The organism is Martelella mangrovi, from assembly GCF_040545495.1.
Lineage (GTDB): Bacteria > Pseudomonadota > Alphaproteobacteria > Rhizobiales > Rhizobiaceae > Martelella > Martelella mangrovi.
Window position 1 is genome coordinate 120,020 of the sequence record NZ_JBEPLY010000004.1, and the last position, 22,781, is coordinate 142,800.

The window sequence follows — 22,781 nt, forward strand, 5'->3', positions numbered from 1 at the left end:
GATGCTTCTCAAACAGCGGTGAAGCCGCTCAAATGCAATCATGGAAAGCGACACGACGAAAAGCGAAGGGGAACAGCTTATGTCGACTACCTCAAAGACCGCCGCATTAGCCGGCGCTGCCTTGCTGGCAGCGGCTGCAACGCCCGCCTTTGCGCTGGACGAGGTCACCTACGGCACCAACTGGCTGGCACAGGCCGAGCACGGCGGGTTCTATCAGGCCGTGGCCGATGGCACCTATGAAAAATACGGGCTGGATGTGACCATCGTTCAGGGTGGCCCGCAGGCCGCCAACCGCTCGCTTCTGATTGCCGGCAAGGTCGATTTCTACATGGGATCGCCGCAGGGCGAACTGGATGCCGTGGTCGAGGGCATTCCGGTGATCGATGTCGCCGCCATGTTCCAGAAGGATCCGCAAATCTTGATGGCCCACCCCGATCAGGGCATCGAGGAATTCGCCGATCTGGCGAAACTGCCGACCATCTTCATGGGCAAGGACGGTTTTCTCTCCTACTTCCAGTGGATGAAGGCCAATTTCGACGGCTTCGACGATGCCCAGTACAAGCCCTACACCTTCAACCCCGCGCCGTTCATCGCCGATCCGGAATCGGCCCAGCAGGGTTATCTGACCTCCGAACCCTATTCGGTGGAACGGGAAGCCGGCTGGACGCCGGAAGTGTTCCTTCTGGCCGACAGCGGCTATTCGCCCTATTCGACGATGATCACCGCCCAGCAGAAGCTGGTCGACGAAAACCCGGACCTCGTACAGCGTTTCGTCGATGCCTCGATTGAGGGCTGGTACAACTATCTCTACGGCGACAACACCGCCGCCAACGACCTCATCAAGAAAGACAATCCGGAAATGACGGATGAACAGATCGCCTTCTCCATCGACAAGATGAAGGAATACGGCATCGTCGTCTCCGGTGACGCCGACGAAGGCGGCATCGGCTGCATTACCGATGCGCATTACAAGACCTTCTTCGAAGACATGGTCGATATCGGCCTGTTTGAAGCCGATCTCGACTATACCAAGGCCTTCACGACCCAGTTCGTCTGCAAGGGCGTTGGCATGGATCTGATGAAATAAACGGGAAATACCCCGGTACTCCGTTTCGCGCCTTCCCGCGCGAAACGGGATTTTGAATTGAATGCAGGATAACCGCATGCCGAACGCTAGTGCCGAGACCCCGGCATCGCCGCCTTTGCAAAAGTCCCTGGTGCGGATGGAGCATGTCACCAAGATCTTCTCCAACGGCACCATCGCACTTTCCGACATGTCGCTGACCGTGCGTCAGGGCGAGTTTGTCAGCCTGCTCGGCCCCTCCGGCTGCGGTAAGTCAACCGCGCTCAGGATCATCGCGGCACTCGGCGATGTGACCCGCGGCACTATTGACTGGCCAAGTTCACGCATTTCCGCCAAGGGCCGGCCGGAAGGCGATATCAGCTTCGTGTTTCAGGAACCGACGCTGATGCCCTGGGCCACGGTGTTCGGCAATGTCTACCTGCCGCTGAAACTGCGCGGCCAGTCGAAAGCCGGCACGCGCGAGCGGATCATGGATGTCCTGAAAACCGTCGGCCTTGAGGATTTCGCCGATGCCTATCCGCGCGAGCTTTCCGGCGGCATGAAAATGCGGGTTTCGATTGCCCGCGCGCTCGTCACCAACCCGAAACTGCTGCTGATGGACGAGCCCTTTGCCGCCCTTGACGAAATCACCCGCCAGCGGCTCAACGACGATGTTCTGCGGCTCTGGCGTGAAACCGGCATCACCGTCGTGTTCGTGACTCATTCGGTGTTCGAATCCGCCTATCTTTCAAACCGCATCGTGGTGATGCGCGCCCGTCCGGGGCAGGTTTTCGACGATTTCCCGCTCGACACCAGCCAGGTTCGCGACGAGGATTATCGGTCCTCGGACGAATATCATCAGGCCTGTGCGAAAGTGTCTCATGCGCTGCAGGGCGCAATCCACGCCGCCGGGGGAGAACACTGATGAGCGACAAGGTAACCGCCACGCAGCCGGACGACACGGTTTACGCCCAACCCGGTTTCTTCGCCCGTCACGGCGAAACCATTCTCAAAATCCTGATCCCGATTGCCGTACTCGCGCTTCTGGTGGCAATCTGGCAGGCAATCGTCATCATCTACCAGACCCCGCATTACATCCTGCCCGGCCCCGTGCTGGTAGCCGAAGCCTTTGTCGAGGACTGGGGCATACTGGCCCCGGCGCTGTGGGTGACAACCAAGATCACCTTCATATCGCTCGGTCTTGCGCTGGCCGGCGGTGTCGGCCTTGCCGTCATCATGGTGCAGTCGCGCTGGATCGAAACCGCGCTTTACCCGATTACCGTCATTCTGCAGGTCACCCCGATCGTCGCGATTGCACCGCTGATCCTGATCTACACGCCGACGACGCAGGTGGCGCTGCTGATCTGTGCCTTTCTGGTGGCGTTCTTCCCGATCCTGTCCAACATGGCGCAAGGGCTGAAAAGCGTCGACCACAATCTGTTGAACCTGTTCGAGCTTTACGGCGCCTCGCGCTGGCAGACGCTGATCCACCTGAAACTGCCCGCCTCGCTGCCCTATTTCATGACCGGGCTGAGGATCGGTGGCGGGCTGGCGCTGATTGCCGCCGTGGTCGCCGAATTTGCGGCCGGGTCGGCCGGTGCGGGCTCCGGCCTTGCCTTCCGGCTTCTGGAATCGCAATACCGGCTCAACATTCCGCGTCTGTTCGCAGCGCTGTTCATGCTCGCCTGTCTCGGCGTCGCCATTTTCGCGCTCACCTCCTTCATTGCCTGGCTGTTCCTGCATCGCTGGCATGAAAGCAGCCTGAAGAGGGAAAACTGATGGCGGATTTCATGACACTGCCGAACGCGCCGTCATTTGCACTGTCACGGGCGACCATTCCCACAATCTGCCTTGCAGATGCGAGCGGCTTTGCCGCCCGGGAAGGGCTTGTTTCAGCCGATATCGTGGTCACCGATGGCAAGATCGGCGCCATTCTGCCGGCCGGCACGGCGCCCACCGCCCTTCCCGCAGCCGATATGCGCGACCGCATGGTCTGGCCGACCTTCACCGACATGCACACCCATATCGACAAGGGCCATATCTGGGAGCGCCGCCGCAATCCCGACGGCACCTTCATGGGCGCACTTGAAAACGTGATGGCCGACCGTCAGGCCAACTGGTCGGCCGGCGACGTCGCCGCACGCATGGAATTCTCGCTGAAATCGGCCTATGCCCACGGCACGGGCCTTCTACGCACCCATATCGACAGCCTGCCGCCGCAACACGACATCTCGTTCGAAGTGTTTTCCGACATGCGCGCAAAATGGGCGGGACGGATCGAGCTTCAGGCCGTGGCGCTGTTTGCAATCGACATGATCTTCGAACCGTTTTTCGACGATCTGATCGCGCTTTTGAAGAGCCATAACGGCCTTGTCGGTGGCGTGACACAGATGCTGCCGGACCTCAACGCGCGTCTCGACCGCCTGTTTCAGGCCGCCGGCGACAACGGCCTCGATATCGACCTTCATGTCGACGAGACCGAGGACCGCGAGGTGCTGACCTTGGGCCGTATTGCCGAGGCCAAGCTGCGCAACGGCTATGAAGGTTCGGTCACCGTCGGCCACTGCTGTTCTCTGGCGCGTCAGGACGAGGAAACAACAAAACGCACGATTGACCTTGTGGCCGAGGCCGGGCTTTCCGTCGTCTCGCTGCCGATGTGCAATATGTATTTGCAGGACCGGCACGAGGGCCGCACGCCGCGCTGGCGGGGCGTGACGCTGTTCAAGGAGCTTGCCGCAGCCGGCGTGAAGACGGCCGTCGCCTCCGACAACACCCGTGATCCGTTCTACGCCTATGGCGATCTCGACCCCGTAGAGGTCATCCGCGAGGCCGTGCGCATTCTCCAGCTCGACCACCCGCTGGACGACACCGCCCGGATCATCACCCGCACGCCCGCCGAAATCCTCGGGCGGACCGAGCGCGGCGTAATCGCCGCAGGCGGCCCCGCCGATCTCGTCCTTTTCAGCGCACGGCGCTGGAGCGAATTTCTTTCCCGTCCGCAGGCCGACCGCATCGTGATGCGGAATGGCATGGGCATCGACCGCAGCCTGCCGGATTATCGCGAACTTGACCCGCTTATGGATAAGTGAACATGCCGGACTATCAGCAGATCAAGGCCGAACTCGACGGCATTACCGTTGACGACAATCCCAACATGGTTTTGCGCAAGAGCCGGGATTTCTACTGGTACTCGCCAATCCTGAAGGAACAGCTCGAACAGGTGACCGGCGATCTGGTCGTCTCGCCGAAGAGCGAGGAAGAGGTTATCCGGGTCCTGAAGACCGCCTTCAGGCATGACGCCCCGGTGACGGCGCGCGGCGGCGGGACCGGCAATTACGGCCAGTGCATGCCGCTTTCGGGCGGTATCGTTCTCGACATGACCAAGATGAACGCCATCAAGGAAGTGCATACCGGTCGTGTGGTCGCCGAAGCCGGCATCATCTGTGCCCGGCTCGACAAGCAGTTGAAGGAAGAGACCGGACAGGAACTTCGCTTCCACCCCTCGACCACCAGTTCGGCCACCCTTGGCGGTTTCGTCGCCGGCGGCTCCGGCGGCGTCGGCTCGATCACCTGGGGCGGTTTGCGCGATCTCGGCAATGTCCTCAAGCTCAGGATTGTCACGATGGAGGCGGAACCGCGCGTGATGGAACTGACCGCGCGCGATCTGATGAAGGTAAGCCACGCCTACGGCACCAACGGCATCATCACCGAGGTGGAAATGCCGCTGGCGCCCGCCTATGACTGGGTTGACGTGATTGTCGGGCACGACACCTTCATGGACGCGGTGCGCTTTTCCGATGCACTGGCGGCCAGCAACGGCATCCTGACCAAGGAAATCGCGCCGATTGCCGCACCGGTTCCCCATGCCTTTTTCAGTCGTCATCAGCCTTATCTGAAGGAAAACGAAGCCGTCTCCGTGGTCATGGTTGCCCCGCATGCCATGGCCCCGTTCGAAGCGCTGGTGAAGCTGCACAAGGGCGAAATCCGCTTCCGCGCCGACGAGGCGGAAAGCCTGCGCGGCATGCCGCGCGCCTATGAGCTGGCCTGGAACCACACCACGCTGCGGGCGCTGAAGAAGCAGCCCGGCTCCTTCACCTATCTTCAGGTGCAGTATCCCGGCCCCGATCATGTCGCCAAGGTGGAGAAGATGTGCGAAATCTTCGGCGACGAGGTGATTGGCCATCTTGAATTCATGCGTTTCGACGGCGCCATCCAGTGTTCCGGCCTGCCGCTGGTGCGCTACACCACGGCCGAACGGCTGGAAGAGATCATCCGCATTCACGAGGAAAACGGCTGCCCGATCTTCAACCCGCACCGCTACACGCTGGAAGAAGGCGGCATGAAGCAGACCGACACACTGCAACTCGCCTTCAAGAAGGAAACCGATCCGAAAGGCCTGCTCAACCCCGGCAAGATGATTGCCTGGGAAAATCCGGATTTCGATTTCAAGGCCGGCCGGTATTTCCTGTTCAAGGGGCTGGCCGAAACGGAGATCGGCTGAAATGCGGGTTCTCGTTCTCTACAGCCACCCGGTGGAGACCAGCTATGGCGCGGCTCTGCATGCCCAGGTCGTGGAAAGTTTGAAAAAGGCCGGCCACGACGTCGACGACTGCGATCTCTATGCTGAAAATTTCCAGCCGGTTCTGACCCGGCAGGAGCGGATCGGCTATCACGATTACCCCGAAAATACCGCGCCGGTGGCAGACTATGTCGAAAGGCTGAGAAAGGCGGAAGCGCTGGTGATCGTCTCGCCGGTCTGGAATTTTGGCTTCCCGGCAATGCTGAAAGGCTATTTCGACCGGGTCTGGCTGCCGGGCGTTTCCTTCGCGCTTGAAGACGGCAAACTGTCGCCGACGCTGCGCCACATCACCAAACTCGCTGCCGTCTTCACCTATGGCGCAACGCCGATGCGGGCCTTTCTGGCCGGCAACCCGCCGAAGAAGATCGTCAAGCGCGTGCTGCGCGCCCAGATCAAGCTCGGCGCACCGGTTTCCTTCATGGCCCATTACGACATGAACAACTGCACCGACAGGACGCGCGCCGATTTTCTGGCCAAAGTGAAGGCCGAGATGGAGGCTTTCTGAGGTTTCAGACCACCGCCCCCCCTTTACATCACCGCTCAGACCACTAGGTCTAAGACTACCCCGCAAGCGCACCTCACAGGCGCTTGCGGGCTCTTTTGAGCGATACCGCAGCGCCCGAGATGATGTATTTTGCACCGGGCACGCGGCAGAATATGAGAAATAGCGCATATTTTTTAGGGTTTTTCAGATCCGCCATGCGCCAGACGCGGGGAATAAGGCCAAATGTCCATTCTTGAGCAGAAAACCGCCGACGAGACCCGCCTGCGCAAATTGCGCGGCACTGTGCCGGTCAATGCCGTGCTTCATGTCTGGCTGAAATCCGTTCATCCGCATGCGCCTGCCGAAATGCGGCTTTCGCTGAACGAGCAGGTGTTCGGCAATATCTATGTGCAGAACTCCGAGGAATATGAATTCCGCATGTTCTTCGTGCCCCATGGCGGTGAGCTGGAATGCGCCTACGACCCTGAAACGACGACGATTTCGGTGGCTTACTGGTTCACCGATGCCAAGGTGCTGGACGAAGGCATCACCGTGCTGCGCACGCATGCCGCCAATGCGCCGGCGCCGGCGCCTGGCTCCTACCATTTCCGCCCGCCCTTCGGCTGGATGAACGACCCCAACGGCTTCGGCCGCTTCAATGGCTCCGCCCATCTTTTCTATCAGCATTATTCACACGGGCTGACATGGAACACCATGCATTGGGGCCATGCGGTTTCGGAAGATTTCCTGCACTGGCGGCACCTGCCGATATTCCTGTTTCCCTCCGAGGAACTGACGGCCAAGCCGGACAAGCGCGGCGGCGCCTTCTCGGGCTCGGCTATACCGCTGGAAAATTCCGCGGGCGTCCGGGTGTTCTTCACCGAAAGCGTGATCGAACGCGATCCCGAACGCGAAATCCAGATGGTCGCAACCTCGCAATCGCTGATCTTTGCCGGCGCGGCGCACCCGCTGATCGACAAACGGCCGGAGGTCGAGGGGCTGACGCTCGATTTCCGCGACCCGTATGTTTTCCGCGGGCCGGACGGCTACTGGAAAATGCTGCTCGGCAGCCGCCAGGGCGAGGAAGGCGTGGTCCTGCTCTACCAGACTGCCGACCTTACGGCCGCCGGCGGCTGGGAGTTCGTCGACATTCTGCACCGTGAAGGCCGGTTCAACACTCAGGTCATCGAATGCCCCTGCCTGCTGCCGCTTGACGGGCCGGCGGGCGATCCGCAGACCCGCTGGGTGCTGGTCTGCGGCCTGATGCACAGCCATCACGAGAAGACCGGCCGCAAGAACCTGACCATGGCCACCGTCGGCCATTTCGACGGCAGCAGCTTTACACCCGATTTCGAGCAGGAACTCGATTTCGCCACCGACAATTATGCCTTTCAGGCCTTTCTCGATCAGGGAACGCCCGTGGGCATCGGCTGGCTCGCCAACTGGGCCGACGCCGCACCCGAAATAGACTTCCCCACCGCCATGACGCTGCCGCGCAACATCGTCTATGACGCGGCGGACGATACGCTTCTGACGCCGCCGATCGAGGGCGTCGAAGTGCTGCGCGATCAGCTGATCGACGATAGCGTTCTTGCCGCCGGCGAACCCGTGATGCTGGAGAGCGGCCAGGCCGAAATCGTGATCGAACTGGACCGCAATGACGGCCCCTTCGAACTCGACCTCTACCACAACAATATCGAGATCATGGTGAAGGTGGACGACGAAGGCCTGCGGCTGATCTATCTGGATGACAGCAAGGAACAGAGCCCCGATTACATCGCGCCCGGCGCCGCGCCGAGCCACATCCGGGTGTTTCTCGATATCGGCTCAGTCGAGGTCTTCGCAGACAACGGCCGCTGGACCGGCACCAAGCGCATTGCCGGCTTCGATCCCGTGCATTCGCTCAGAATCCGCGCAGGCGCGGTCAAGTCGGCGAAGGTGTGGTCACTCGCGCTTTAACAGCCCGCCTCATGCAGGGGGCCAAGGGTAGTAACGCTGGTTTTCTCCGGAGACGGCAAGGCAAACCTATCCTTTTTACGGACGTCATCCTCGGGCTTGTCCCGAGGGTGACGAAAGAGAGTGGGGCGAGCTTTGTCAGCCGCTTGCCAAACGGTCCGGGGGCATTTCCGCGCCGGCAATTCAGGCGCGGATCACACCGCCCGTCGACTTTTCAACATTAGCAATAATCTTCTTCATCAGCGCCTCGAAATCCTCATCCGTCAGCGTGCGGTCCGCCGGCTGGATTGCGACTTCGATGGCGACCGACTTCTTGCCTTCGCCCACCGAAGCGCCCTCGAAGATATCGAAGACGGTGACGCCGGTGATCAGCTTGCGGTCGGCGCCGGCTGCGGCGCGTTCGATTGCCGCCGCCTCGACATCGCGGTCAACGACGAAGGCGAAGTCGCGGGAGACGGCCTGGAACGGCGACAGCGTCAGCGCCGGCTTGGTGCGGGTCGCCTTTTTCTTCGGCGCGGGAATGGCATCGACGAAGATTTCGAAACCGGCCAGCTTGCCGGAAACATCCAGTGTTTCCAGCACTTTCGGATGGAACTCGCCGAAATGGCCGAGCACAATCTTCGGTCCCATTTTGATGGTGCCCGAACGGCCGGGATGATACCAGTCCGGCCCGCCGGCGACGATCTGCACATTGCCCATCGGCATGCCACAGGCCTCAAGCACGGCCAGCGCATCGGCCTTGGCATCGAACACGCCAACGCCACGGCCGGCACCCGTTTCGCCGTTCGACCACATGCGACCTGCGCCTGAAAGCGTGGCGGAGCCGCGACGCACACCGCCTGCAACGCGGCGCTGCCCCTTGGGCGTGTCGTTCTCATAGGTCCCGGAGACTTCGAACAGCGCCACATCGCCATGGCCGATGGCGGCATTGCGCTTGGCGGCGGCCAGAAGGCCCGGCAGCAGCGACGGGCGCATATCGGACATGTCGGCCGCAATCGGGTTGGAAAGCTTCAACGCTGGCGCACCGCCGCCGAAAAGCGTCGCCTCCGCCTCGGAGATGAACGACCAGGTGACGGCCTCCATCATGCCGCGCGCGGCCAGCTCCCGCCGGGCGGCGCGCGAGCGGATCTGCAGCGGCGTCAGGATCTTTTCATTGACCGCGCCAAGCGTCGGCAGCGCTTCCGGCTTGATGCTGTCGACGCCGTGAATGCGCATCACCTCTTCGACCAGATCGGCCTTGCCTTCCACATCCGGCCGCCAGGAGGGCACGGCGACGGACACCGTCTCGCCATTGCCCTCAACAGCGAAACCAAGCCGGGTCAGGATATCGCGGCTTTCTGCCGCCGAAACGTCGAGACCGGTCAGCCGCTTAACCTCGGAGAACGGATATTCGACGATTTTGGGCTGATAACCGTCATAACCGGTCACCGTCTTTTCACTCGCCGTACCGCCGCAAAGCTCCAGCACCAGTTCGGTGGTGCGCTCAAGCCCCGGCACCATATATTCCGGGTCGACGCCGCGCTCGAAACGATAGCGGGCATCGGTGATGATGCCGAGCGTGCGGCCAGTGCGAGCGATGTTCATCGGATCCCAAAGCGCCGATTCGATCAGCACATCGGTGGTGTTTTCATCGCAGCCGGAATGCTCGCCGCCCATGACGCCACCGATGGATTCCACGCCATTGTCATCGGCGATGACAACATTGTCCGCCGTCAGCTCGTATTCGCGTTCATCGAGCGCCAGAATTTTCTCGCCGGCCGTGGCGCGACGCACCGTCAGCCCGCCCTTGATCTTGGCCGCGTCGAAGACGTGCATCGGGCGGCCCTGATCGAAGGTCATGTAATTGGTGATATCGACCAGCGCATTGATCGGACGCAGGCCGATGGCGATCAGACGCTGCTGCATCCATTTCGGGCTCGACCCGTTCTTGACGCCGCGCACCAGACGCAGCGCGAAACCGGGGCAGAGATATTTGTCCTCCTCAGCGAAATCGAGCGTCAGCGAAACCGGCATATCGCCCTCGACCGCGAAGGACGGCGCGGGTTTCGTCTTCAGCGTGCCGAGACCGGAGGCCGCCAGATCGCGGGCGATGCCGAAAATGCTGGTGCAGTCCGGCCGGTTCGGCGTCAGGTTGATTTCGATGACCGGGTCGTCAAGGCCTGCATATTCGGCAAAGCTGGTTCCGACCGGCGCATCCTCCGGCAGGTCGATAATACCGTCATGATTGTCGGAAATGTCGAGTTCCTTTTCCGAACACATCATGCCGTGGCTTTCGACGCCGCGAATTTTCCCGACAGACAGCGTCACGTCGATGCCCGGCACATAGGTGCCCGGCCGCGCCAGCGCGCCGACGAGCCCTGCACGCGCATTCGGCGCGCCGCAGACGATCTGCAACGGCTTGCCATCACCGGCATCCACCGTCAGCACCTTCAGCCGGTCGGCATCGGGATGCTGCTTGGCGTCGACTACCTTGGCAATGGTGAAGGGCTTGTAGGCCGCCTTGTCGTCAACCTCTTCGACCTCCAGGCCGATGGTCGTCAGCCGCTCGCAGATTTCATCGAGCGAAGCGTCGGTTTCCAGATGTTCCTTCAACCAGGACAGTGTGAATTTCATGTCTCTCGTCTCACCATTTCAGTCGACCATCGCCCGGATTGCCGAAATCCGTACCAGCCGAATTCTGTTTTCTCAAACGTTGTCTTCCGCGCCCAGAACTTCGACAAGCCGGAACCGCTCGCATATGAGCTCCATGTCCGGGGCAAAGCCGCCATTGCGCTCGAAATATGCCTGGTGCTCCTGCCGCCAGGTGGCAAGCGACCGGTCCCCTTCCCCCTCGTCATGGGCAAAGGCTGCATCCACTTCGTCGAAACGGCGAATGCTCACTTCCGTCGTTTCGATAACTGCTGCCGGCTGGCCGCGCCCGTCCAGAACGATATCGCGGCGCCCGACACTGGGCATCGGCTCGCCGGCTTCCCTCACATCCCGAAGCGCGCCACAGGTCGCCGTCTTTTTGCCGGCAATGACCAGCGCCAGCAGCTCATCCATGAGTGCCGGCGTGTCGCCGAATGCGAAGGTGACAGCCCCTTTATAGCGCTCCGGCAGTTGCATCACGAACTCAACCCGCCGAACAGCGTCGGAATATCGAGCGGGCGGAAGCCGTAATGCGATGTCCAGCGTTCGTCAGCAGCGAAGAAGTCTCTGAGGTCCGGCATGCCATATTTCAGCATGGCGATGCGGTCGAGGCCCATGCCCCAGGCAAAGCCCTGATAAACATCCGGGTCGAGGCCGCAATAGCGCAGCACATTCGGGTGCACCATGCCGCAGCCGAGGATTTCCATCCAGTCTGTGCCGGTTCCAAACTTCACCTGTTCGCCGGAACGGTCGCACTGGATGTCGACCTCGAAGGACGGCTCGGTGAACGGGAAGAAGGACGGGCGGAAACGCATGGTCACGCTGTCGACCTCGAAGAACGCCTTGCAGAATTCTTCCAGCGTCCAGCGCAGATGGCCGACATGGCTGGTCTTGTCGATGACGAGGCCTTCCAACTGATGGAACATCGGCGAATGCGTCGCGTCGCTGTCCTGGCGATAGGTCTTGCCGGGGATGACAACGCGGATCGGCGGTTCCTGGCTCTCCATCGTGCGGATCTGCACCGGCGAGGTGTGGGTCCTGAGCACCTTGCGCTCGCCGTTCTCATCCGGATTGAAGAAGAAGGTGTCGTGCATTTCGCGCGCGGGGTGACCTTCGGGGAAGTTCAGCGCGGTGAAATTGTAATAGTCCGTCTCGATTTCCGGTCCTTCGGCAATCGCAAAGCCCATATCGCCGAAGATCGCGGTGATCTCGTCGATCACCTGACTGACCGGATGAATGCGGCCGGACAGCGACGGCGACGGACGAACCGGCAGCGTGACGTCCACGGTCTCCGCCTTCAGCCGCGCGGCAATCGCTGCATCCTTCAATTCGGCCTTGCGGGCGGCAATCGCCTCGCCGACCTCGTTGCGCAGCGCATTGATGGCCGCGCCGCGCGTCTTGCGCTCTTCCGGGTCCATCTTGCCGAGTGTTTTCAAAAGCTCGGAGACCGAACCTTTCTTGCCGATCGCGGAAACGCGCACGGCTTCGATTGCCGCCTCGTCCGCCGCCCCGGCGATCTCGTCCATCAGCTTCTGTTTCAGATCCTCAAGATCGGACATCTCTTATCTCTTTCCTGCCGGAGCGGACCGGCTCCGCTCGCCCCTCGGCCAGATACATGACTTTCGTGATTTGAAAATGAAAAACCCGCACTGGTCCTGCCAGCGCGGGTTTCCCAAAAGGTAGAATTTCAAAAGAGCTTGGGAAGCGCTGGCTTATGCAACCGCGCTTTCAAACTCATTGGCCGTGCCCTCTTTCTTGAGGTACTCAAGGCCCTTCTTGGCAGCTGCAACGATGCTTGCAAATGCTTCCGGCTCATGGATCGCCATGTCGGACAGGACCTTGCGGTCGACTTCGATGCCAGCCTTGTTCAGGCCGTCGATGAAGCGGCCATAGGTCAGGCCATGTTCACGCACAGCGGCGTTGATGCGCTGGACCCACAGAGCGCGGAAATTGCGCTTGTTGACCTTGCGGTCGCGGTAGGCGTACTGCTTCGACTTGTCAACAGCAGCCTTGGCCGTGCGGATGGTGTTCTTGCGGCGGCCGTAAAAGCCTTTTGCCTGCTTGACGACTTTCTTGTGCTTGGCGTGTGCTGTAACGCCACGTTTTACGCGAGCCATATCGGTTCTCCTTGAAATCTATCGGAATGCGTTAAAAATCTGCGGGCGTTACTTGCCGTAGGGCATGAACTGCTTGACGATCTTGGCGTCCTGATCGGACAGGACCATCGTGCCGCGCGCATCACGGATAAACTTGTTGGAACGCTTGATCATGCCGTGCTGCTTGCCTGCAGCCGCGACCTTGACCTTGCCGCTCGCGGTCAGCTTGAAACGCTTCTTGACCGACGATTTCGTCTTCATCTTGGGCATTTTGCTACTCCGTTGTTGTTGATTGCACCGGACGAAGAAATCCGGGGCCTTTGGCATTGAGAACACACACGGCATGCCCTGCCGGCCTGTTCCGGTGCACGCTTTCCCGATATCGAAAAAGGCACACATTCAAAATATCCGGGAGAAAAACCTGTCGGTATTCCGCTCGGACGGCGTGCTTATACGCGGTTTGTTGGAAAAGCGCAACCGGTTCTCAAACAACACACGCAATTCGCCGCCACGGCACTTTTGAAAAGTCCCGGACGGCGCATAAACGTGTGCGGCAAGGCTTATTTCGGCGCCAGCACCATCAGCATCTGACGGCCTTCCAGCTTCGGTTCGGCTTCCACCTTGGCGATTTCCGCCGTGTCTTCCTTCACCTGGCTCAGAAGCTTCATGCCCAGTTCCTGGTGCGCCATTTCGCGGCCGCGGAAGCGCAGCGTCACCTTGACCTTGTCGCCGCCTTCAAAGAACTTGTTCATCGCCTTCATCTTCACCTCGTAATCGTGGCTGTCGATGTTGGGACGCATCTTGATTTCTTTGACTTCGACGACTTTCTGCTTCTTGCGGGCCTCGGCGGCGCGCTTCTGGTTGGCATATTTCAGCTTGCCCAGATCGAGAATCTTGCAAACGGGCGGCGTCGAGTTGGGGGCGATCTCGACGAGATCAAGCCCGGCTTCTTCAGCCATTCTCAGCGCATCTTCTGTTGGAACAACGCCCTGGTTCTCCCCGTCCTCGGTAATCAGCTGCACTTCACGAATGCGAATGTCGCGATTGGCGCGGGGACCTTCCTTGGTCGGGGGAGCGGCTCTATGGGGTCTGCGAATGGTCGTGATCTCCTCAATTGTTGAAAAACGGGTTCGTAAGTGCCAAGTGCAGGACTATAAGCACGTATCGGACACAAATGGTTGTTAAACCCGTCCCATGTCAATAACACAGCCCAAAAAGAAAATCACCACTTCATCGCGCAATCGGCGCGGTTGCGGGCTTTTCCGGTAAATCAACGGAGACCAGAATGCAGCAGGACATTGCCTTGAGCTATACGCAAATCGACCATGGCGACGGTCCGCTGAAGATCGCCATGCGGTTACGGCCCGGCAACACGGACAAGCCGGCGCTGGTCTGGTTTTCCGGCTACGGCTCCGACATGCTCGGCACCAAGGCCGAAGCGCTTGACGCTTATGCGGCGGAAGAAAACCTTGCCATGATCCGTTTCGACTATACCGGGCACGGCGAGAGCGAAGGCGCTTTCGCCGACGGCACGATTTCGCGCTGGCTTGCCGACAGCCTGGCCGCAATCGACCATGCCGCACCCGAGCGGATCATCATTATCGGCTCATCCATGGGCGGCTGGCTGGCGCTCAGGGCCGTTCAGGAGCTGAGAAAGCGGCCGGACGGTCCGAAGATCGAGGGCCTGCTGCTGCTGGCGCCGGCGCCGGACTTTACCAACGAGCTTATCGAGCCGGGCCTGAAAGAGGCCGAATGCAAGGCGCTTGCCGACAAGGGATATTTCGAGGAAGCCTCGATCTATGGCCCGGAGCCGACCATCTATACGGCCAACCTGCTCGATGACGGTCGCCGAAACCGCGTTCTGGACGGCATTATCGAAACCGGATGCCCGGTGCACATCATCCAGGGCCGGCAGGACCCGGATGTGCCCTACACCCATGCACTGAAGCTGATGGCACACCTGCCGGCCGACGATGTGGTGCTGACGCTGGTGCAGGATGGCGACCATCGGCTTTCACGGCCTGCCGATATCGAACGCATGCTCAAGGCTGTGGGCGATCTCGTCTCGCCGGCACGCAGCGGTTAACCATTCCTTAAGAACCTGCCCCCGGTTCACGCTTGTCTGATTGACTCCGTCCGCCAATTCTTCTTAACTCTTTGTTAAGAATTCACAGGCGGATGGGTATAGCGTGCCTCGTTTCAGTCAACTGGCTTATTTGGTATTCTGTGCAGTAGCAGGGGTTTTCGGGGCAGGCCTTTTTGCTCCGGTGCTCGCGGCCGGCATACCTGCAATGCCCATCGGCGGCATTACCTCGCAGCCCATCGGCCATTTCGAATTCTGCCAGGCCCATCGCAGCGAGTGCCGCGCTCATCGCGGCAATACCGGCCCCGCCCGGCTGACGGATTACGGCTGGCAGGCCGTCCAGACAATCAACCTTTCCGTCAATGCGACAATCGAGCCGGTTACCGATGAGGAACTCTACGGCCGCGAGGAAGTCTGGTCCTACCCGAAAAACGGCGCCGGCGACTGCGAGGACTTCGTTCTGGAAAAGCGGCGGCGCCTGATCAAGGCCGGTTTCTCCGCCACCGACCTCCTGATCACGGTCGTGCGCAAGCCCAATGGCGAAGGCCATGCCGTTCTGACGCTGCGCAGCACGCAGGGCGATTACGTCCTCGACAATCTCAGCGACGAGATCCTGCCATGGTCCGAAACGCCCTATACCTTCCTGAAGCGTCAGGCCTCTTTCGACAGCGGACGCTGGGTCAAGGTTGAAACCGGCAGGGACCTGCCCGTGGCCGCACTGCGTTGACACAGACGCGACCGGGCGGCAGGGCAACCGCATAGCAAGGCACGAACGGTCTCATGCAGATTTCACCCAAAGCTTCCATTGTGGTTCTGACCGGCGCGGGCATTTCCGCTGAATCGGGCCTTGCAACCTTCCGTGACAATGGCGGCCTGTGGGCCGATCACGATATCCGCGATGTTGCCACCCCGGAGGGCTTTTACCGCAATCCCGGCCTCGTCTTCGATTTTTACAACATGCGGCGCCGCGAGGCTGCCAAGGCCAGCCCGAATGCGGCCCACAATGCGCTTGCAGCCCTTGAGAACGCCTGGCCCGGCGATTTTCTGCTGGTGACCCAGAACGTCGATAATCTGCATGAAAAAGCCGGCTCGAAAAACGTTCTGCACATGCATGGCAAGCTGAATTCGGCGCTCTGCTATGAATGCGGCAGCCATCAGCCATGGGAAGGCGACCTCGACGAGGGCATGGTCTGCTCAAGCTGCGCACGCGCGTCACTGCGCCCCGACATCGTCTGGTTCGGTGAAATGCCTTACGACATGGAGCGGATCGAGGACGCGCTCGACCGGGCCGAACTGTTCGTGGCTATCGGCACGTCAGGCACCGTTTATCCGGCAGCCGGTTTCGTGATGGAGGCCGCCGGCAAAGGCGCGCGCACCGTCGAAATCAATCTTGAAGCGACCGGCAATCCCTTATTCAAGGACTGTCGCGAGGGGCCGGCCGCAACCACCGTCCCCGCTTTCGTCGAAACGCTTCTGTCCGGCCGCTAACGGCCTTCTCCTCCGTTCATGCGAGGAATGATTGTTTGACTGCCATGACTTATTCATGACAAAAACAATCATATTTTCTGCATGATACCGCCCTCATCAATGGCTCGGTATCTTTTTCGGAGTCCGCCATGTCCCACCAGACCAACAACACCGCTTCGCCCGATATCGACACGCCGGAGGTTGCTCCGCCGGAGATCGCCCCGCCCGAAATCGAACGCGTCCGCCATGAACTCAAGCGCCGGGTGCTGACGGTCACCGCCTGCGAATACATCACGCCAGTGATGCTGCGCATCCACTTTGAAAGCCCGACACTCAGCGATTTCATCAGTGCCGCACCCGACGACCATATCAAACTGTTTTTCGACACCGGCGACGACAAGCCGGCCATGCGTGACTACACGCCCCGCCGGTATAATAATGACGACAATTCGCTGATCATCGATTTCGCCATCCACGACGCAGGCCCGGCAACGGCCTGGGCCGTTGCGGCAAAGCCCGGCGATACGCTTGAAATCGGCGGACCACGCGGCTCGAAGGTCATCAGGGGACCGGTCGATCACTGGCTGCTGATCGGTGATGAAACCGCCCTGCCGGCAATCGCGCGTCGCATCGAAGAAGCGTCCGCCGGCGCGACCTTCACGGCCATCATTGCCGTGCCCGCACCCGAGGATCATCAGAGTTTCGAAACCGAAGCCGATACGCATATCCATTGGATTGATCGTCAAGGTGCGGACGCAACCGATCCGGCGCCGTTTCTCGATATTCTGAAGGGGATCGATCTTCCGCCGCAGACATTCGTCTGGGTCGGTGCAGAAGCACGCGTCGCACGGGCCGTTCGCACTCACCTGCTGGAAGAACGCAACCATCCCCTCACCTGGATGAACGCATCGGGCTACTGGGTCAGCAATGCACCGGGTGCAAGCGAGAAAAACATGTGAAACCGGCAACCGTCGCACGATTGTTGCAAAAAGCGGCAATCATGGCGACGCCCGCCTTCCCGGATCACCGCATTTGACCTTCTCCCGATATTAGATTAGAAATATTCTAAACTAATATCGGGACGACGATCATGGCGCTTAACTTCTTCCCCCGCGCGCGGCGGGCATTTTCCTCGCTGTCCGAGCAAGAAATCCTGGCCCTGGCGATTTCGGCGGAGGAGGATGATTCCCGGATATACAAGACCTATGCCGAGCATCTGCGTGGGGATTATCCGGATTCGGCGCGGATCTTCGATGACATGGCACAGGTCGAAGACAGTCACCGCCGCATGCTGATCGATCAGCACAAACGGCGTTTCGGCGACACCATTCCCTTCATCCGGCGCGAATATGTCCGTGGGTTTTACGATCGCAAGCCGGACTGGCTGATCAAATCCATGCCGCTTGAAAAAATCCGGGCGCAGACGATTGTCATGGAGGATCAGGCGCGCCGGTTCTATCGCGCCGCCGTGACCCAGGTCAGCGATGCCGACACCCGCAAGCTTCTCGGCGACCTGGCCATGGCCGAAGAAGCCCACGAGGAAACGGCCCGGGCGCTGACCGAAAAACACGCTCCGGAAGATGTGCGTGACGAAGAGACCATGAAGGAGCGCCGTCAGTTCGTGCTCACCTGGGTGCAGCCGGGCCTTGCAGGGTTGATGGACGGTTCGGTCTCGACGCTGGCGCCGATCTTTGCCGCCGCCTTTGCCACCCAGGATACCAAGCAGACCTTTCTCATCGGCCTGTCGGCCGCCGTCGGCGCCGGTATTTCCATGGGTTTCACCGAAGCGGCCCACGACGACGGCAAGCTTTCCGGGCGCGGCTCGCCGATCAAGCGCGGCATCGCATCGGGCGTGATGACCATGCTCGGCGGGCTGGGCCATGCCCTGCCCTACCTGATCCCCGAATTCTGGACAGCGACCATGGTCGCCATCATCGTGGTGTTCTTCGAACTCTGGGCAATCGCCTTCATCCAGAACAAATACATGGAAACACCGTTCATGCGCGCCGCCTTCCAGGTCGTGCTCGGCGGCGGTCTTGTTCTGGCAGCAGGCATGCTGATCGGCAGCGGCTGATCAGCCGAAACTGCGGGTCGGGCGGTCCATCACCCGTTTCCCGAACAGGCTTGCCGTCAGATCGGTCATCAGGATTGCGGACTTGCCGCGCTCGTCGAGAAACGGGTTGAGCTCCACAAGGTCGAGGCTGGTCACCAGCCCGCTGTCATGCAGCATCTCCATCACCAGATGCGCCTCGCGGAAACTCGCGCCGCCCGGAACAGTGGTTCCGACGCCGGGCGCGGCCGACGGATCGAGAAAGTCGATATCGAAACTCACATGCAGCATGCCATTGCTGGCTGCGACCCGTTCGAGAAACGCCGACAGCAGCGCGCCGATGCCGCTTTCGTCAATCGCGCGCATATCGTGGATCGTAACACCGGCCTGACTGACGGCCACGCGCTCGGGGGCATCGACACTGCGAATGCCGAGCATGCAGACATTGGCCGGATCAACCGGCGCATCGAGCCGCGGATAAACCCCTTCGAAACCCGGCCTGCCGGTAAAATAGGCCGCCGGCGTGCCATGCAGATTGCCGCTTTCGGTGCTTTCCAGCGTGTGAAAATCGGTATGGGCATCGAGCCAGAGCACGAACAACGGACGACCCTTTTGCTGCGCCCGCCTGGAAACGCCGGCCACGCTTGCCGCCGCCATCACATGATCGCCGCCCATGAAAACCGGAATGCCGTTTTCGGAAATCTCGAAGGCTTTCTCCGAAAGGGCATCGAGCCAGGATACGGTCTCGGCAAGCGCCTTCAGGCTGGGATTGGAATGCGAGACCGCGCGTTCCGGCGCGGGCTGCAGGTCGCCCAAATCGACAACATCATGTCCCAGCCCGGCCAGCGCTTCGGCAAGGCCGGCCGCCCTGAGGCCGTTCGGTCCCATATTACAGCCCTTCCGTCCGGCACCGGACTGAACGGGAACACCGAGCAACGTGCAATACATCAAATAACTCCGTCATGAAGGCGCTTCCCCATGCAGGACACGACAGGGAAGCCGGGATTTTCGGCCAGAAGTCTTCGCCGGCCTGAAATATATGGGGGCTTTGTCTTTGTGGTTTGTAGAGTATAACGAACCATTCGCGGAAATGTACCCCGTATTCCGCGCCATGCAGATTTGATGATTGAAACGTTTGAACTGCAGAAATTTATGCTATGGCTTGCTTCAGGGTGAAATGGACCGGAGGACGAATGTACAAGGCCCCGCGCCCCATGACCATTCCACGCAGAAGGGCCGAGGTTTTGCGCTGTCATACCCATTTTCATCTTGAGAAAAGACATCAGACACACGTGACGGACAAAAACGACAAGGCTTGGTGGGCTCGCAATGTTCCAATCTGCCCGGCCATCTTGTCCGGCATCGCATACTGTCTGGCGATAATCGCAGTTGCTTTCCTTACGCTCCTGTCCGCCGGAACGCCGGCACGCGCGTCCGATCTTGAGCTGAGCGCTGATGAACGCGACTGGATTGCCGAACGCGGAGCGGTAAGAATCGGCGTGGTGGCCGACAACGACCCCTATTCCTTCTATCGCAACGGCAACATCATGGGCTGGACTGTCGATGTCATCGGCGCGATCGGCACCATGACCGGGCTTGATTTCAAGCTGCGCATGGGCTCGTGGTCGGAGGTTTACGGCCAGTTTCGCGCCGGCGGGCTCGATGTGATCGCCGATATATCCGAAACCGAGGAACGCAGCCACTTCATCACCTTCACCGATCCCTATCATCTGCGCCGCACCGTACTCTTCGAAAATGTCGACCACCCGCTTGAAAAACCGGTCACGCTGGAAGGGCTGAAACAGAAGCGCATCGGCATCATCCGCGATATCTATTATGCCGATGCGCTCAGTGAAGCCGGCATGACGCCGGTCAGTTACGCCACCTATCGCGATCTGATGGCCGCCGTTGCCTTCGGCTGGGTCGATGGCGTGCTCGCCGCCGAGATGACCGGACATTACTTCGTGCGCGAAAACGGCTTTACCAATGTTGTCGATGCCGGAACGCCACCGCTGACGGCCGTCGCACTGGAGGATTTTCGCTTCGGCGTCATGACCCGGGACGGCAACACCGACGCGAAGATGCTGTCGGGCATTCTGTCGAAGGCGGTCGACGCGCTTCCCACGGAAACCCTCGATGCCATCACCGCGCGCTGGCTGGGCTACCGCAGCGACCGGGCGATGAGCACGGGGCCGCTGCGTCTGCTGCCCGAAGAGCAGGCCTTCGTTTCGGATGCGCCAACGCTGAAAATCGGCTTTTCGGCCGATTACGAGCCCTTCAGCTTCCTCGAGAGCGGCAACGGCAAGGGATTTGCCGAAGACATCACCCAATATATCGCATCGTCTACGGGGCTTGCTTTCGAACGCGTCTATGACAACTGGACGGGATTGCTTGAACGTTTCCGCGCGGGCGAACTCGATGTGATCACCAATATTTCCTACACGGACAAGCGCGCCGAATACACGCTTTATTCCGACCTCTACTACCGTGTGCCGAACGCGGTTTTCCTGCGCTCCGGCGACGGCCCCTATCACGGCCTTGAAGACCTTGAAGGCAAAATCATCGGCATCAGCCGCGACATCTACTACGCCGATGCCCTGCGTGAACGCTTCGACCATGTCCGCGGCTTCCGCAGCCGCGAAGCGTTGATGCGGGCGCTCTCCGACGGCGATATCGATGCGGCGGTCACCTCGCTTAGCAACGGCAACGCCATCATCCGGCAGCTGGGACTGATCAACGTGCAGATCGGCGGCGAATTTCTGATGGACGGCGTCGAGCGGGAGGATCTGCGCTTTGGCGTCTCCCCGCGCTATCCCTATCTGAAAAGCATTATCGACCATGCGCTGGAATCCATCCCCCTGTCGCGCTGGGAAGAAATGGAACGGCGCTGGCTCGGCCCGCCGGTTGCCGGCATGGAAACCAGCCACGACCTGCTGGACGGCGACGAGCGACGGTATCTTTCCGAAAAAGGCACGATCCGCGTGTGCGTCGAGCCGCGCTCCCCGCCCTATACGACGATCAACGATGACGGCGCATTCGGCGGTGCGGTTGCCGAAATCCTCGGGCTGATGAGCGAGCGTGGCCGTTTCGACCGGCAGATCGAACCCATCGCGCTGCCGAACACCGACAACGAAAGCGCGCTTGCAGCCGGCTGCGACGTGCTGCCCTTCGTGGCGCGCGAAAACATGCGCTCCACCACATTCGATCTCGCGCCGCCCTATCTCGACATCGCGCTCGCCGTGGCTGCGCCGCTGCAGGCGCCGTTCGTCAACAGCCTGCGCGAACTTGAGGGCCAGCGGGTCGGCATCGTGCCCACGCATGTGCCGAAAGACCTGCTCACGAACCGTTACCCCGATGTCACGCTTGTCGACCTCGAGAGCGAGAAACAGGGACTGGAAGCCATGGAAGACGGCGATCTCGATGCCATCGTCGGCCCGCTCGACAGCCTTGCCTATCTGATCGCCGGCATGAACAGAAACGATGTGAAGATTTCCGGGCGCATTCCCGAAGGCCTGCAGGTGGTGGTCGCCACCGCACCCGACGAACCGGATCTGGGCCGGATTTTCGGCAAGCTTGTCGTCAATCTCGATCCCGACGCCGTCGACCACATTGTCAGCCGGCAAAAGCTGGCACCCTTCGAGCGGCGGGTCGACTACCGCCTTCTGCTGGCCGTGACCTCGGTCGGTATCGTTGTGCTGGTGCTGTTTCTCTACTGGGTCCGCAAGCTGCGCTCGCTCAACCGCGCGCTCAACCGGGCCAACAGCCAGCTGCACGAGATCAGCATCACCGATGGCCTGACCGGGCTTTTCAATCGCGGCTATTTCACCGACCGCGGCGATGCGGAATTTGCCCTTTGCCGGGAACGTGGGCGGCGTTTCACCGCGGTCATGCTCGATGTCGACCACTTCAAGCCGATCAACGACAGGATGGGCCATGTCTTCGGCGATGCCTGCCTCAAGCATCTGGCCGAACTGCTGGATAACCATTTCCGGCGAACCGGCGACCTCGTCGCCCGTTACGGCGGCGAGGAATTCGTGGCCTATACGCTGTCCGGCGAGACGGACCAGATCCGGGCATTTCTCGAAAAGCTACGCAAAAAGGTGGAGGAAAACCCGGCACGGATTGACGGCGAGACCTTCAGCCTGACGATCAGCATCGGTTTTTATTCCACTGTTCCGGGCAAGACCGATACACTTGAACGGTTTATCGACATTGCGGATTCGCACCTCTACGATGCCAAGAGGAACGGGCGCAATCGCGTGAACGGCAATCTTTGACCCACCTGGCCGCAGCCACTCGTCAGCAAGAGCTACCAGCGCGGCAGAACCATGTCGGATCTCATGCATTCCGGTAAAGCCGGAACATGCATGCAGCG

20 protein-coding genes are annotated in these 22,781 nt (G+C 60.5%); 13 read left to right on the plus strand and 7 right to left on the minus strand.

All coding sequences use genetic code 11. The annotated features are described in order from the left end of the window. Positions 1–79: 79 nt before the first annotated feature. The 7 genes from ABID12_RS07455 (at position 80) to ABID12_RS07485 (ending at position 8,085) form a co-directional block, all read left to right on the plus strand. Entirely contained in the window at positions 80–1,087 is a 1,008-nt protein-coding gene (locus tag ABID12_RS07455) for an ABC transporter substrate-binding protein (RefSeq protein WP_106309731.1), read from the plus strand. Positions 1,088–1,163: 76 nt separating this feature from the next. Further along, the gene (locus ABID12_RS07460; protein WP_106309937.1) at positions 1,164–1,988 is read left to right on the plus strand and encodes an ABC transporter ATP-binding protein; all 825 of its coding nucleotides are present in this window, start codon (positions 1,164–1,166) and stop codon (positions 1,986–1,988) included. Next, on the plus strand, positions 1,988–2,842 hold the full coding sequence (locus ABID12_RS07465) for an ABC transporter permease (protein WP_354433692.1): 855 nt from the start codon (positions 1,988–1,990) through the stop codon (positions 2,840–2,842). Before ABID12_RS07460 ends, ABID12_RS07465 begins: the two co-directional genes overlap by 1 nt. Next, positions 2,842–4,152: a cytosine deaminase gene (locus tag ABID12_RS07470; RefSeq protein ID WP_435528191.1), complete on the plus strand. Its 1,311-nt coding sequence runs from the start codon at positions 2,842–2,844 to the stop codon at positions 4,150–4,152. Before ABID12_RS07465 ends, ABID12_RS07470 begins: the two co-directional genes overlap by 1 nt. 2 nt (positions 4,153–4,154) lie before the next feature. Then, positions 4,155–5,564 carry an FAD-binding oxidoreductase gene (locus ABID12_RS07475; protein WP_354433693.1) on the plus strand — a complete coding sequence of 470 codons (1,410 nt, stop codon included), beginning with the start codon at positions 4,155–4,157 and terminating at the stop codon, positions 5,562–5,564. Between the two features lies 1 nt (position 5,565). Then, entirely contained in the window at positions 5,566–6,147 is a 582-nt protein-coding gene (locus tag ABID12_RS07480; protein ID WP_354433694.1) for an NAD(P)H-dependent oxidoreductase, read from the plus strand. Positions 6,148–6,369: 222 nt separating this feature from the next. Further along, positions 6,370–8,085, plus strand: a complete 1,716-nt coding sequence (locus ABID12_RS07485; protein WP_354433695.1) for a GH32 C-terminal domain-containing protein — start codon at positions 6,370–6,372, stop codon at positions 8,083–8,085. Between the two features lie 180 nt (positions 8,086–8,265). Here ABID12_RS07485 and pheT read toward each other — a convergent pair whose 3' ends face one another. The 6 genes from pheT to infC all read right to left on the minus strand — a co-directional run bounded on the left by pheT (position 8,266) and on the right by infC (position 13,903). Beyond that, a complete protein-coding gene (gene pheT / locus ABID12_RS07490) occupies positions 8,266–10,695 on the minus strand; it encodes a phenylalanine--tRNA ligase subunit beta (protein WP_354433696.1) in 2,430 nt (809 codons plus the stop codon). 72 nt (positions 10,696–10,767) lie between these two features. Next, complete coding sequence (locus ABID12_RS07495) at positions 10,768–11,187, minus strand: ASCH domain-containing protein (RefSeq protein WP_435528199.1); 420 nt, start codon at positions 11,185–11,187, stop codon at positions 10,768–10,770. Further along, positions 11,187–12,269: a phenylalanine--tRNA ligase subunit alpha gene (gene pheS, locus ABID12_RS07500; RefSeq protein ID WP_354433698.1), complete on the minus strand. Its 1,083-nt coding sequence runs from the start codon at positions 12,267–12,269 to the stop codon at positions 11,187–11,189. The genes ABID12_RS07495 and pheS overlap by 1 nt, the downstream gene beginning before the upstream one ends. Before the next feature lie 153 nt (positions 12,270–12,422). Then, a complete protein-coding gene (gene rplT, locus ABID12_RS07505; protein ID WP_106309706.1) occupies positions 12,423–12,827 on the minus strand; it encodes a 50S ribosomal protein L20 in 405 nt (134 codons plus the stop codon). Between the two features lie 48 nt (positions 12,828–12,875). After that, positions 12,876–13,076, minus strand: coding sequence for a 50S ribosomal protein L35 (rpmI, locus tag ABID12_RS07510; protein WP_024709981.1), 201 nt, complete (start codon positions 13,074–13,076; stop codon positions 12,876–12,878). A gap of 290 nt (positions 13,077–13,366) precedes the next feature. Next, positions 13,367–13,903, minus strand: a complete 537-nt coding sequence (gene infC, locus ABID12_RS07515; RefSeq protein WP_106309700.1) for a translation initiation factor IF-3 — start codon at positions 13,901–13,903, stop codon at positions 13,367–13,369. Between the two features lie 188 nt (positions 13,904–14,091). Here infC and ABID12_RS07520 point away from each other — a divergent pair, with 188 nt between their 5' ends. The 5 genes from ABID12_RS07520 (at position 14,092) to mbfA (ending at position 18,430) form a co-directional block, all read left to right on the plus strand. Then, complete coding sequence (locus ABID12_RS07520) at positions 14,092–14,892, plus strand: alpha/beta hydrolase (protein ID WP_354433699.1); 801 nt, start codon at positions 14,092–14,094, stop codon at positions 14,890–14,892. A 205-nt stretch (positions 14,893–15,097) separates the two neighbouring features. Next, a complete protein-coding gene (locus tag ABID12_RS07525) occupies positions 15,098–15,616 on the plus strand; it encodes a transglutaminase-like cysteine peptidase (protein ID WP_354433700.1) in 519 nt (172 codons plus the stop codon). Between the two features lie 53 nt (positions 15,617–15,669). After that, positions 15,670–16,377 (plus strand): NAD-dependent deacylase, encoded by a 708-nt coding sequence (locus ABID12_RS07530; RefSeq protein ID WP_354433701.1) that lies wholly within the window; start codon positions 15,670–15,672, stop codon positions 16,375–16,377. A gap of 128 nt (positions 16,378–16,505) precedes the next feature. After that, entirely contained in the window at positions 16,506–17,315 is an 810-nt protein-coding gene (locus tag ABID12_RS07535; RefSeq protein ID WP_354433702.1) for a siderophore-interacting protein, read from the plus strand. A gap of 131 nt (positions 17,316–17,446) precedes the next feature. Then, positions 17,447–18,430: an iron exporter MbfA gene (gene mbfA, locus ABID12_RS07540; protein WP_354433703.1), complete on the plus strand. Its 984-nt coding sequence runs from the start codon at positions 17,447–17,449 to the stop codon at positions 18,428–18,430. Here the strand turns inward: mbfA and rocF are convergent, their stop codons facing one another. Next, positions 18,431–19,354 (minus strand): arginase, encoded by a 924-nt coding sequence (gene rocF / locus ABID12_RS07545; protein WP_354433704.1) that lies wholly within the window; start codon positions 19,352–19,354, stop codon positions 18,431–18,433. A 404-nt stretch (positions 19,355–19,758) separates the two neighbouring features. On the opposite strand from rocF, the gene ABID12_RS07550 reads away from it, so the two are divergent. After that, entirely contained in the window at positions 19,759–22,683 is a 2,925-nt protein-coding gene (locus ABID12_RS07550) for a transporter substrate-binding domain-containing protein (protein WP_354433705.1), read from the plus strand. Positions 22,684–22,781 lie beyond the last annotated feature (98 nt).